Origin of the sequence: Halobacteriovorax sp. JY17 (genome assembly GCF_002753895.1) — a bacterium.
Classification (GTDB): domain Bacteria; phylum Bdellovibrionota; class Bacteriovoracia; order Bacteriovoracales; family Bacteriovoracaceae; genus Halobacteriovorax.
The window spans coordinates 139401-152067 of the sequence record NZ_NJER01000002.1 but is presented as its reverse complement, the minus strand read 5'-3'; the positions used below and the strand labels follow the sequence as shown (position 1 = coordinate 152067).

The following is a 12667-nucleotide window of genomic DNA, read 5'->3' as shown; positions in this document are numbered from 1 at the left end:
TAGATTACCTTTTTACTCCTAACTGTTTAGCAAGTTCTTCCGGATTCGTTGAATAACTCATCGCCGTTTCCGTATCGATTAAACCTGAATCAACATGCTTTTTAATTGTTTGATTCATTGTCATCATTCCTGACTTATCTTGCCCGATTTGCATCTGAGAATAAATCTGATGAATCTTATCTTCACGTATTAAGTTTCTAATCGCTGCAGTTGGTACAAGAACTTCCATTCCAAGACAACGTCCAGGTTCAAAAGACTTTGGTAATAACTGCTGAGATACGACCCCCTGTAAAACAAAGCTAAGTAGTGTCCTTACTTGATCTTGCCTATCTGCAGGAAAAACATTGATAATTCTGTTAATTGTTTGAACACAACTATTCGTATGGAGTGTTCCAAAAACTAAATGACCTGTTTCCGCAATGGTTAAAGCCGCTTCAATTGTTTCAGCATCCCTCATCTCCCCAACAAGAACAATATCAGGGTCCTGACGAAGTAATGACTTCATTGCATTTTTAAACGAAAGGGAATCTGTTCCAATTTCTCTTTGGTTAACAATACAGCTCTTATGAGGATGCACAAATTCCACTGGATCTTCTAATGTAATAATATGTCCTGATTCATTTTCATTTAAGCGATCAATTAATGCCGCAAGAGTAGTAGATTTACCTGAACCAGTTGGCCCAGTAACGAGGACAAGTCCATTTGTGACATCTGTCATTTCAAGTAAAACGTTTGGCAAACGAAGTGCTTTAAAGTCTGGAATAATACTTGGAATCTGTCTAAACACTGCCGCTACTCCACCTTTTGAGTAGAATACATTTGATCTAAATCTAGCCAACCCCTTAATTCCAAAAGAAAAATCTAACTCTAGATTTTTTTCAAGCTCATTCTTTTGTTCTTCGGTTAAGATTTGGTAAATCAACCTCTTTGTATCAACAGCTGTTAATGCAGGAATTTTAACTCGTACAACCTCTCCGTTAACTCTCAACCCTGGAGGAGTACCTACTGTTAAGTGAAGATCTGACCCCCCACTCTCTACCATTAACTTAAATAACTGCTGAATTTTTACGCCTTCAGCCCCAGCCTTTTTCGTTTTCGTAAACGTTTTGTCTGGTATTGTTTCATCACTACACATCTAATACTCCATCAAAACTTATCTGCACTAGAGTTATTCACGGCTTCTTCAAGAGTTGTTTCCCCCTTGGCCACTTTTGTCAATGCACACATTCTTAGTGTTTTCATTCCATCTTTTATTGCTTGTTTTTTTATTTCATCAGAAGATGCATGTTTTAGAATCAGCTCTTTCACTCTCGGTGATAGATCCATCACTTCATAGATTGCGACTCTACCTTTGTAGCCTGTTCCATTACACATGTCACAACCCTTTCCTTTGTAAATTTTTATTTTTTCAGCAGAACTAGGTGCAATACCACAGGCAACAATCTCTTCTTTAGTTACTTCTGTGTCAACTTCCTTGCACGAAGAACAAATTCTTCGACAAAGCCTCTGAGCAACAACAACATTCAGTGCTCCTGTTACAAGAAATGGTTCAATTCCCATATTCAAAAGTCTCGTTACTGTTGAAGGGGCATCATTTGTATGTAACGTTGAAAGAACCATGTGGCCTGTAAGTGCGGCTTCAACTGCAATTTCGCCTACCTCTAAGTCTCTAATTTCCCCAACCATAATTATATCGGGGTCTTGCCTAAGAAAGGCCTTAAGAGCAAATGGGAACGTAAGTCCTACTTCTTTTTTTACGTTGACCTGGTTTATTCCTTCAAGGTTAAATTCAACCGGATCTTCTGCTGTAGAAATATTGTTTCCTACAACATTTAGTTCAGCCAAAGCAGAATATAAAGTGGTTGTCTTCCCCGACCCTGTTGGGCCAGTAACTAAGCACATTCCATACGGCTGATGGATCCCCTCTTTGAAAACTTTCAACTGCTGCTCTTCAAATCCCAACTTCGTCATATCAAGCTGAAGATTTGATTGGTCTAAAAGTCTTAATACAATTTTTTCTCCAAAAAGCGTTGGCAAACTAGAAACCCTATAATCGATTGGCTTCCCTCCTACAGAGAGCTTTATTCTACCATCTTGGGGCTTTCTTTTTTCAGAGATATCCATTTGCGCCATAATTTTCATTCTAGACGTCATAGGAGCCATTAGAGTCTTTGGAGGCTTTGCAACCTCCATCAATGTTCCATCAACACGAAACCGAACTCTAAAATTATTTTCATATGGTTCTATATGAATATCTGATGCCTTTCTCACGTACGCATCGGCTAAGATTCTATTCACAAACCTTATTACGTCTTCACCAATATCTTCTTCATTAACAGAATCTTCTTTATTAGTGTCTGAAGCTTTAACTTCCTTTATTGTCTCTAGTAATTCATCAATTGATTCAGTAACTCTTTCGAATATTTTTGCCCATGACCCAACGTTTGTTAAAATAAATTCAACAGGATGCTGAAATAATGTTTGCAGCTCAGGCTTTAACTCAACAATAGAAGGATCAAAAACGGCAAGACTAACAGCTTTTGCAGTTTTCTGAATTGGTAAAACTCTATACTTCAAAACATCTGTTTTTCTAATCAGCTTTATTGTTTTATCTGGGATTTTCGCTTTCGACAGATCAATAAATGTAAGGTTGTAATTTTCTGCAACCTGCTTCGCAAATTTGATATCGTCAAAGAAAGAAAGAGAGAGAAGACCTAGCTCAGAAACTTTTGCAGGATTTTTATCGAGCAACAGAGGGCGTAAATCCTTAATAGGAATCATCCCTGTCTTGCCAATAACATCTGCAAACTCTTTCCTGAACATATAACACCGTATTTAAAAGTACTTATATATATCTTATCGGAATTATCTAAAACTTATTTAAAGAATTTTAATAGGTTAGAATTGCCACAGAGAAACACTCAACTATTTTCTCCAAAACTTCAATGCGTGCTTTGCTTGCAGCTTTAACATTTCTAGGCCGTCTATATACAAAGTAGAGGTACCCCTGAAAAATTCAACATGCGCAGGAAAAGAATAATTATAGTCCCAAAAAATACTGCCTGGACTTAATTCGTTATTGAATACAAAATTTCTGCTGCACGTGTTTACGACTAGAGTATTATCTCCAAGGAGAACTAAATTATTTAGATTTCCATCCTTTTTTCGTGAATATTGCTTATATCCTAATCCAAGGTCATTTAATACTTTCAAGGTAATCTTTGCCATTACTCCATCCCCAAGAACTATAATATCCTTAGACAAATACCTCTCTTTAAAAATCTCTTTCACGGCCAAGAAGTCAGTATTCGTTGCGAAGTAACGACCATTTTGTTTAGAAATACAGTTAATTGCTCCAAGACTCTCTACCTCAGGACTCATCTCAACAGAATCTAAGAAATGTTTCTTATATGGTGATGTAATACTTAGTCCATCAAGCCCTTCTAGAACCTCTTCTATCCGAGGGATAGCGTCAGCCTTTTCAAAATCTAACAATTCATAACGAACCTTCTCACCCAGTAGGTCTTCATACATCTGCTGTGATTTACTATGAGAAATATCCCTACCAAGTAAAGCGAGCTTTAACACGATCTTTCTTTGAAGTAGGCTTTTGTAAACTCAACATCTAGTCTTATCTGGTCCACAAGTTCATTTACACTATTAAATTTCTTTTCATCCCTTATTCTTTGTAGAAAAGAAACCTTTAGATCTTCACCATAGATATCATCATCAAAATCAAAGATATGTGTTTCAACTGTTTTTTGATTCTCTTCTGAGAAAGTAGGGTTAACACCAATATTAGTAATAGAAAAATAGGTCATTTCCCTAATTTCTACTGTCGTTATATAAACCCCAGTCTTGGGCGTTATTCTATCGGAGCTGTATGAGATATTAGCCGTTGGAAACCCTATTTGTTTTCCCCTTCCGGCCCCCTTGACGATCGTCCCCATCAAGAAGAAATTTCGACCAAGTAGATTATTGGCACGAAGAATATCCCCCTTATCAATTAGCTTTCTAATAATAGAAGAAGAGACGTTTTCTTCGTCTGGTGTAAACTCTCTAAGCTTTTCAACATGAACATCTTTACAATACTTCTTCACAAACGAGAAGTTTCCTTCTTTATTAGCTCCAAATGCAAAGTCATGCCCCATATAGATCGAATGTATATCTTTATTAATAAGAATGTACTTATCTAAGAAGTCACTTGGGGCAAGTGTACTTAGATCTCGATCAAATGGTATCTCTAGAAAGTAATCAACATTTAATGAGGAAATTAATTTCTCTTTCTCTGAATATGTATTCAACAGGAAGTTTTCCTTAGGACATAATATTCGAAGAGGATGTGGTCTAAATGTTATTAAAACAAATTTTTGATTCTTCTTTTTACACTTACTTTGTATATCTCCAAGAATTGATCTATGACCAATATGAACACCATCAAAGTTACCTATTGTTATAGCAAATTCTTCATTTTCAATTTCATTTAAACTATTAATTTTTTTCATTACTTTATAACTTGCCTAAGTTCTTTAAAATGTTTTTTATTCACTTTACCTTTACCACCCTTTTCTGTCGAATATGTCCCTCTTTCAAGGCTATCAAGCAGACTTAAGAAGTAGCTCTTTGCTCCTTCAGAGAGAGAGCTTTCTCTCACCTTCTCGCCAACATTCTTCCCTAAATCATCAGAAATTAAACTCAAAACACTATAAAGGGAGGAGAAGGATAGATTTCCTTTTAATATATCTCTTATGATTTCTTTCGAAATTTCCATATTCGTTGACAGTCTTTTCCTCACGAAAAAAAGACTAATAACTAATAATAAGAAAACCCCTGCAAAAATATAATTTATCAAATTTATTATTTTATTAGATGTTTTAACTTTTCCTAAATTTACTCCAACTATTCCTAGTGGTGACTTCTCTTCACTAGTAATAGGTAGTAGTTGTTCGGACTTCACTTTTTCAGAGTTACTATAACTACTGCTCTTGACCGCCCCTCCAGAAATTGAAATCTTTGGCACTTGAATTTCTTTCGTTACATATTCTTTTTTTACAGGATCAAAATATGCGACCTTTTCAACATGAGCTTCAATATCAAAAGATGAACGAGCAAGATAAGTATATTCAAAAGTCTTCTTCTGAATCTGATTATTAATCGGCTGAATTTCACCCTTTGTATCAAATTCTTCAAGGTCCTTGTGTTTAAATAACTTTGGGGCCTCGTAGGCCTCTAAAGCTCCTACCCCCTGGACCTCAAGTTTTGCCTCAATCGCCTCATTAACCACATACTTTGTTCGTGGAACCTGTAATGTAAAATCGTGCTCTCCAACCAGGCCACTAAAGTATGGTGGGACATTTTCTGTCGGCAAAGGAAGAACGTTTATTTCAACTTTTTCACTCTGAAAACTTCTCACCCTTACTTGACCAAGCTGTATCCCAAACCCAAAATTACTACGACTTGTTCCAGAAGAATACTGAACTTTTAATTTTAGAGGATCTATTTGAGCCTTCCCGGCCTTCTGAGCGAACAATCTTGCCGAATACTTCAAAGACCTTCGATAGAGCTCATCCTTAAATCGCACCGTTTCTATCGTTTCATTAACAAGATGAAAGCGTTTTAAAAAGTCTCCCAGTGCTGGATACTTTTCGAGTTCGCTACCCATTACATTTACTCTTTGATAGAGATAATAATTCACATCAAAGCCCTCACCAACATAAACCTCTGTCTTTGATGGTATCGCCATAACAAAAATGTCTTTTGGCTTTTGCGGTTCTCTTAGGATATTTATTCTGAGATTTTTGAGCTTCTCTGTTTTTCCTCCACCAAAGTCAACTTCGATATTTTTAATATAGAGAGTTCCACGTCTTGTCGATAGCATACTATAGACATAAGTTACTTCTTTGCTGGTAGTAAACTTTCCATTTATAATGGTTGTTTTTAGTGAAACACCTCCATTACTTCTTCCTGTTACAGAAGCTCCTCCCGGATCAAAAGAGATATATGGTTCCTCATCTCCAGTAAGTTTTATTTTAAATATTAATTCAAAAGGTTCATTTAAAACTGGCGCATTCGGCAAAATGGAGATCGAAACTTTCTCTGAACCAAAGCTTGTGAGTGTTAATAACATCAATATTAAACTAATTATTTTTTTCATTTACCAATCTCTTCTTTCACTTCTTTTATCTTTACCAATAGTTGTCTTTAAATATTTCTTTTGTAATCCCCTGTCATCATTCATAATCTGTTTCAGAGTTGCAGGAATCTTCACCATTTTTCTCTTCTTCTTAATATCACTCTCTTTTTCTTTTATTGTCTTCTTTTGTTTATTTTTTTTATCATCTTTATTGTCACTCTCTTCATTCTTTTTCTTATTATCTTCCTTATCTTCATCTTTATCATTTTTATTTTCAGAAGGTTTCTGGTCTTTTTCATTTTGATTTTGAGATCCCTTCCCTTTCTTGTCTTCCTTCTTATCTCCAGACTGATCCTTCTCACCTTTATCTTGTTTTTTCTTATCTTCGTTCTTCTTTTTCTCTTTTTCTTCCTCTTTTTTCTTATCTTCTTGTTCTTTCTTATCTTGCTTACTTTTTTGAATCGCTCTTAGCGTATTCGTTTCAATGATTTTTCTTTCTTCCTCACTAAACTCGCGCCTCTCTCTTATTTTATCAAAAAGATCTAGTGCTTCACCAATTTTCCCAGATTTCAACAAGCTTGTTCCCATGTTCAACAAAGTATTATTTGGATACTCGTCAATATTCTTAATCGTTTCTTGATAAATCGTACTCGATTCTTTTGATTTATTAAGCTTTAGCAATTCCTCAGCAATTTTAAGCTTACCTGTCTCGTCCAGATCTCCTTGCCTCATCTTCTCGAGAAGTGCTTGTGCCTTTATATCATTTGGCGAGATTTCTTTTTCTTCTGCGGCTACAGGTCTTCCCGTAGCAAGAGTGACTACAAGCAGAAGTGATAATACGGCGTAAGATCTACGTAGAGAGATAAGGTATGAAAGAAGATAAATAAAAACAGCAGGTATAACTAGGTATTTCACTAAAACCGGCCTAATGCGAGATTGCCCTTTACTAAGTTTTGATTGAAATTTCTGTCTAAAAAAGTCTAAGATCTCATCTGTAGGCAGACTATAGGAAAGAGATATCCAATATTTTGAATTCTTTGTTCTATTTACAAATTTTTTAATATTAACTTCATTCAATTTAGAGTTTATCTCTTTGCCTTCATACTTCTTATAACCTTGAAAGCTTCCACCTTTTCTTCGAAGGGGTATCGGGCCGCCATTAAGTGTTCCAATTCCAACAATTGCCAAGTTTATGTCATCTTGTAGCTTAAAGTTTTCTAAAGAGTCATGTTCTTCTCCGTCAGTAAAGACAAGAAGATTTCCACCTTTATATTCATTCTCTAGGGTAAAATAACTTGTCGCCTCTTTCATTGCCACAGACAATTCAGATCCACCAACGTTAATATCAAGATCCAATAGTCCTCCAAGAATGGAGTCTAATAAGTCAATGTCATCTGTAAATGGAACGACTCTCTTATGAGTATCTGAAAAGACAATTATAGAGACTTGATGGCCAGCGGCCTTTTTCACAAAGTGCCTTGCCATCATTACGGCCTTTTTAAAACGATTGGGTCTTACATCTTCAACCAGCATACTCGCTGATTTATCTAGAAGAATAATTGTCTTTTGATCTGGTATTGAAGTTTCTATTTTTTCCTCAGGTCCCCTAAGATCAAGAGTCGACAGGGCAAGGAGTGCCATTGCAACGAAGAAAAAAAGTCTGCTAACTTTACTTGAAATACTTCTCTTAAGAAACCAATGGTCTTCTACCCATTGAAAGAACTCCTTATCGTTTCTTCTAAAAAAATAGAAGTGAACAACTAAGAGAGGGACTGCAATAGCAAGATATTTATGGTATTCAAAGCTCATACTCCTCCCTCTCTCAAGTAATACTTTCTAAGAAATGAAGCCAATAAAATTAAAACAACACCGGGAATTAAGAACATTAAATAAAGTTCCTTATAGATTACCCTTGCGCTAGCATTTATTTCAGATTTTTCTAATTTTTCAATTTCACTTAAAACTTCTGCCAATGCTTTTTCATCTTGAGCTTCAAAACTTTTTCCTTTCGTTTTGTCAGCAATAGCCTGCAATGTCTTGAAGTCTATTGATCCCCCGGGAATGGGTTGATACCTCTGTCGACCAAATATATTCTTTCCATATGGAATTCTTGCATCTCCACGACCTCCGATTCCTATGGTATAAACCTTTATTCCTTGCTTCATTGCTTCTTCGGCTGCTTGAATGGGTGTTAAAAAGCCTACATTACTAACTCCATCAGTAAGAAGTATAATAACTTTACTCTTTGCTAACGACTGAGCCCCACGGGCCACAGCTAAACCTAAAGCATCACCAATATTTGTCCCACTTCCAAGCATTCCTCCAACATCTATTTCTCCAACCATTTGCTTGATTAGTTTTAAATCTGTACTAAGTGGCAGTAGTGTAAAGGCTCTTTCCGAAAAAATTATCAAACCAATTCTATCAGTAGGTCTTAGTCCAACAAAGTCAGCAATTTTATCTTTTGCAACCTCAAGTCTATTTGGCTTAAAGTCATCTGCAAGCATTGATCTCGAAACATCAACGACAAAGAAAATATCATTAACTTCAATTTTATTCTTGGCAAAGCCCTGAGGAACTCTTGGCTGAGTTAAAGAGTAGGCAACAAGAAGCCAACCAAGGCTGCCAACAATCCACACCAAAGATCTTTTAACTCCCCCCGTTTTCTTCATCATTCCAGACGGTAGGAGTAATTCTGGCTTTTTAAAAAAGTGATAAAATGAGAAAGTCCATACAACTAGACCAACGATTCCCCACAGAGAATTATAAAATGTTGAAAACTCAAGTTCTTGCAAAAATACCTCTTATGTCATCAAAGGCCTCAAGTACTTTATGTTCCTCGATATCATTCCACGATTGCTTATATTGAATAGCATTCAAAGTTTCAAAAAAATTTATTATCGGTGGTGTCTCTCCTCCTATAATATTGAGCCACTCACTTTTCTTCGCATAAATAATCTCAACATCAGCTCTCCTCTTTGCATTCTGAAAAAGGTTATTCCAATTTGAAATTATGGCGAGCTGCTCTTTCTTTATTCTTCTTCTAGTTTGTACCTTTCTTCCAAAATAAAAAGTTAAAACAATAAACAAGAGACCTACCAACAATAAAGAGAAGTTATACTTGCTCGAAAGGAAACCTTCTTTCTGATTAAGTATCACAAAATTCTTTCCGACATCATTTTTTTGAGGTGCCACTTCTTCAACGGCAACAGGGACGGTCAAGCTCTTATAGGTCCAAATAAAAACACTCTTAGACTCGTACGCTTTAACTAAAACTACTTTAGCATTGACGACAATAACATCTGAATTATTTTCTGAGAATCTGATATTATCAATTTTCGCTATATAAAAATAATCTAGAAATGATTTACCTTCCAAGCTTTCTTTGATTGCCTCAAGACTTTCTTCAGGCATTGGCCATATAGAAAGTTCACCATCAAAGCTCTCTCCCTCAAGTATTATCTTATCTGGACTTAAGTTTTTTAATCTACCCTCCACTTCGTAAGCAAGTGAAGAAAAATTTAAAATAAAGAGAAATAAAGTTAAGGTCAAAGATAATTTCACATCATCTCCTTTATAAACTCTTCAAGGTATCGATCCTTTACATTCAACTTCTTTATTCTCTTCCCTAGGATATCTTCAAGTTCTTCTATTTTCTTTTTATGAATCTCAGCCAAAGCACCTGAACCATCGCGACTTTTTGTATAAAGATTGTATGATTTCCTAGCGGCTTCATCTAAAGGTCCTATCACGCGAAAACAATGCACATGCTTCCTAAAGGCTAATTTCTTTAACTCTTCAGCACTTAAGAAGCTTACAAAATCAGAGAGGATCACAACTTCTTTATTTCTTCTCAAATACTTCAAAGACTTTTCTTTATCTACTGATTCAATCCCCTCATTTTCATAAGGATAGTTTATGTTCACCTTTCCACTAGAGTTTAGTACGCCTATTTCTTCTAACTTAGAAACTAAAATGGCAATTCCTTTTTCACCCGAGGCCTTTGGAAGTGATGTTATAACCTCACCAAGAATAATAACTTGAACGTAGTCGCTTGTTTCACTTGAAAGTAAGAAAAGAAGACAGCATATTTCTATTGAAGCTTGGAGTTTTGATACTCCTTTATAACCTAAGAACATTGAAGCCGATAAATCTAAAACAACTACTATTTCAACATTTCTTTCTTCTTCAAATGTTTTTACAAATGTATTCTGTGTTTTTGCCGTGAGGTTCCAGTCAATAAAACGAACATCGTCTCCATGGGAATAAACCATATGCTCTTTAAACTGCAATCCACTACCCTTGAAATGTGATTTCAACATTCCTATGGAAAACCCATTTGAGTTCTTAAAGAGAGCCCCTTTAATTCCTCCAACAATTTCTCTTACACTTTTTAAATTCATTATATTAGCTTTTCTGCGATTCTCTTTGCGATATCTGAGCCCTTCAGATTATCAATAGAGGCCTCATAAGTAAGTATTAACCTGTGACCAAGAACTCCTGAAACAATTTCCATGATATGCCCTGGAGTTACAAAGTCCTTATTATCCATGTACGCTATAAACTTACTAATTTTATATAGCCAAATACAAGCACGTGGTGATCCACCAGCGAGAATCGCGCCTTCAAATGATTTATCAAAGTGTTTATTACCAGGTCTTGTTGCATGAACAATTTTAACAATTAAATCTTTAATTTTTTCGTCAATATATATTGCCTCAACCTCTTCTTTCATTGAAAGTATATCATCTGTTGTCAGAACAGATTTAATCTCATCTAGGAAGTTTCCTTTCTGACCAAGAATATTTTTCTCTGCTTCAAAATCTGGATAATCCACATCAATCTTCATCATAAAGCGATCTAACTGAGCTTCAGGAAGTTGATATGTCCCCTCTTGATCTATAGGGTTCTGTGTTGCAAGGACGACAAAAGGACTAGAGAGCTTATGCGTATTATCTCCAATTGTGACTTGCTTTTCGGCCATTGCCTCGAGTAATGCTGCCTGAACTTTTGCTGGAGATCTATTGATCTCATCAGCCAAAAGTAATTGAGTAAATATTGGACCAAACTTTGTTGAGAACTCCTCTCTTTGCTGAGAGTAAATCATTGTTCCCACTAGATCAGAAGGTAGAAGGTCGGGCGTAAATTGAATTCTCTTATAAGACAGATCACAGAGTTTACTCATTGTTGAAACACTCATGGTTTTCCCTAAACCAGGCATTCCTTCTATAAGTAAATGGCCTTCGCAAACAAGTGCTGCCAAAATGGCATCCAGCATTTTTTCCTGACCATAAATTACTTTCTTCGCTTCGGTCAATGCTTCAATTGACTTTTCTCTAATCGCGCTCATAACAATCCTTATTCATAAACTTGATATAATAAATATTTAATATAGAATGCTTTACTTCCTAAGCTTTCAAAAGGGTGGTCCCATCCTTGAACACCAATGTCTAATAGTTGTACCCTTTTTCCTATTTTCTTAGACGCCTTCAAGACTGTTAAATCTAAATCCTCAATTGAGACTCCATGTGTGCAGCTTGCCGCAACATAGTAACCTTCATCCTTTAGCAGTCGTAGAGATTTAGTATGTAATTTCTCGTAGCCACCCAAGGCCTTTTTAAGATTCTTTTCGCTCTTACTAAACGCCGGTGGATCACTAATTATTATATCAAAACTTTCTTTAGTTTGAATACATTGGTCTAAGTAAGAGAAGACATCTTTTCTAATAAATTCTCCTCTACCTTCGAATTCATTCAAAGACAGATTTGATTTTATATTTTTATCCATTTTTGCTTGATCAACAAAGTCAACTTTTAACACTCCACCTCTCAACATATGAAGCCCCCAGCTTCCAACATATGAAAAGAGATCTAATCCTTTATCTAGTGGGGAAATCTCTTTAAGAAATCGCTCCAGCTTGAGCCTATTTTCCCTATGATCAAAGTAGTACCCTATTTTTTGAATTGTCTCCCCATCAATACTGTACTTAAGACCACTTTCTTCTATATCAACCTTGTCTACCTTTGTATTTTCATACATTGGTAACATTTCATTTTTCCTATAACTTTCATTATCAAAGAGAACAACTTTTCTTTTCGGATACTTTTCCTCTAAGAAAGATTTTATCTCTTCCCTAAAGATATCTATTCCTGCTGTGTTTATTTGAACTAAAACGTAGTTATTAAAAACATCTACTATCAAGCCCGGCAAGAAGTCTGATTCTCCATACGAAAGTCGATAATTTGAATATGCACGAAATTTTGACCTTTTTAAAAAAGCTTTTTCTAATAAGCCTAGGACAAAGTCTCTAGGCTCCACTTCCTCTTTGATTTCTTTTACAACTCTAAGAACTGGCCCTGCAATAACATGTGGATTCACAAATCCAATATATAATTGAGCCTCTCTCTTTATAACAACCCACTCACCTGGACGAAAAGACTTAATACTTGTTTCTATATCTCTTTCATAGAAGGATACGCAATATAGCGAAAGCTGCCTTGCCGCAGCTTTTGTTAATTCAACTTCTCTCAAATC

The 12667-nt window shown here is 35.7% G+C and carries 11 protein-coding genes; all 11 read right to left on the bottom strand.

From position 1 onward, the window contains the following. Positions 1-4: 4 nt before the first annotated feature. Entirely contained in the window at positions 5-1135 is a 1131-nt protein-coding gene (locus CES88_RS09075) for a type IV pilus twitching motility protein PilT (RefSeq protein WP_290733574.1), read from the bottom strand. Between the two features lie 11 nt (positions 1136-1146). Further along, a complete protein-coding gene (gene pilB, locus CES88_RS09070) occupies positions 1147-2823 on the bottom strand; it encodes a type IV-A pilus assembly ATPase PilB (RefSeq protein WP_290733572.1) in 1677 nt (558 codons plus the stop codon). Between the two features lie 102 nt (positions 2824-2925). Then, positions 2926-3588 (bottom strand): hypothetical protein, encoded by a 663-nt coding sequence (locus CES88_RS09065; protein WP_290733570.1) that lies wholly within the window; start codon positions 3586-3588, stop codon positions 2926-2928. Beyond that, positions 3582-4505: a bifunctional riboflavin kinase/FAD synthetase gene (locus CES88_RS09060; RefSeq protein WP_290733568.1), complete on the bottom strand. Its 924-nt coding sequence runs from the start codon at positions 4503-4505 to the stop codon at positions 3582-3584. The genes CES88_RS09065 and CES88_RS09060 overlap by 7 nt, the downstream gene beginning before the upstream one ends. Beyond that, on the bottom strand, positions 4505-6154 hold the full coding sequence (locus CES88_RS09055) for a BatD family protein (RefSeq protein WP_290733566.1): 1650 nt from the start codon (positions 6152-6154) through the stop codon (positions 4505-4507). The genes CES88_RS09060 and CES88_RS09055 overlap by 1 nt, the downstream gene beginning before the upstream one ends. After that, on the bottom strand, positions 6155-7942 hold the full coding sequence (locus tag CES88_RS09050) for a VWA domain-containing protein (protein ID WP_290733564.1): 1788 nt from the start codon (positions 7940-7942) through the stop codon (positions 6155-6157). Next, on the bottom strand, positions 7939-8928 hold the full coding sequence (locus CES88_RS09045; RefSeq protein ID WP_290733562.1) for a VWA domain-containing protein: 990 nt from the start codon (positions 8926-8928) through the stop codon (positions 7939-7941). Before CES88_RS09045 ends, CES88_RS09050 begins: the two co-directional genes overlap by 4 nt. Then, positions 8915-9697 carry a hypothetical protein gene (locus CES88_RS09040; RefSeq protein ID WP_290733560.1) on the bottom strand — a complete coding sequence of 261 codons (783 nt, stop codon included), beginning with the start codon at positions 9695-9697 and terminating at the stop codon, positions 8915-8917. The genes CES88_RS09045 and CES88_RS09040 overlap by 14 nt, the downstream gene beginning before the upstream one ends. Then, entirely contained in the window at positions 9694-10536 is an 843-nt protein-coding gene (locus CES88_RS09035) for a DUF58 domain-containing protein (RefSeq protein ID WP_290733558.1), read from the bottom strand. The genes CES88_RS09040 and CES88_RS09035 overlap by 4 nt, the downstream gene beginning before the upstream one ends. Then, on the bottom strand, positions 10536-11483 hold the full coding sequence (locus tag CES88_RS09030) for an AAA family ATPase (protein ID WP_290733556.1): 948 nt from the start codon (positions 11481-11483) through the stop codon (positions 10536-10538). The genes CES88_RS09035 and CES88_RS09030 overlap by 1 nt, the downstream gene beginning before the upstream one ends. Positions 11484-11491: 8 nt before the next feature. Beyond that, entirely contained in the window at positions 11492-12664 is a 1173-nt protein-coding gene (locus CES88_RS09025; RefSeq protein WP_290733554.1) for a class I SAM-dependent methyltransferase, read from the bottom strand. Positions 12665-12667: the final 3 nt, after the last annotated feature.

What these genes read in the sequence shown, in the direction of transcription:
- CES88_RS09050 (WP_290733564.1), bottom strand. Translation starts at nt 7,942, where the DNA reads ATGAGCTTTGAATACCATAAATATCTTGCTATTGCAGTCCCTCTCTTA.
- pilB (WP_290733572.1), bottom strand. Translation starts at nt 2,823, where the DNA reads ATGTTCAGGAAAGAGTTTGCAGATGTTATTGGCAAGACAGGGATGATT.
- CES88_RS09060 (WP_290733568.1), bottom strand. Translation starts at nt 4,505, where the DNA reads ATGAAAAAAATTAATAGTTTAAATGAAATTGAAAATGAAGAATTTGCT.
- CES88_RS09055 (WP_290733566.1), bottom strand. Translation starts at nt 6,154, where the DNA reads ATGAAAAAAATAATTAGTTTAATATTGATGTTATTAACACTCACAAGC.
- CES88_RS09035 (WP_290733558.1), bottom strand. Translation starts at nt 10,536, where the DNA reads ATGAATTTAAAAAGTGTAAGAGAAATTGTTGGAGGAATTAAAGGGGCT.
- CES88_RS09075 (WP_290733574.1), bottom strand. Translation starts at nt 1,135, where the DNA reads ATGTGTAGTGATGAAACAATACCAGACAAAACGTTTACGAAAACGAAA.
- CES88_RS09030 (WP_290733556.1), bottom strand. Translation starts at nt 11,483, where the DNA reads ATGAGCGCGATTAGAGAAAAGTCAATTGAAGCATTGACCGAAGCGAAG.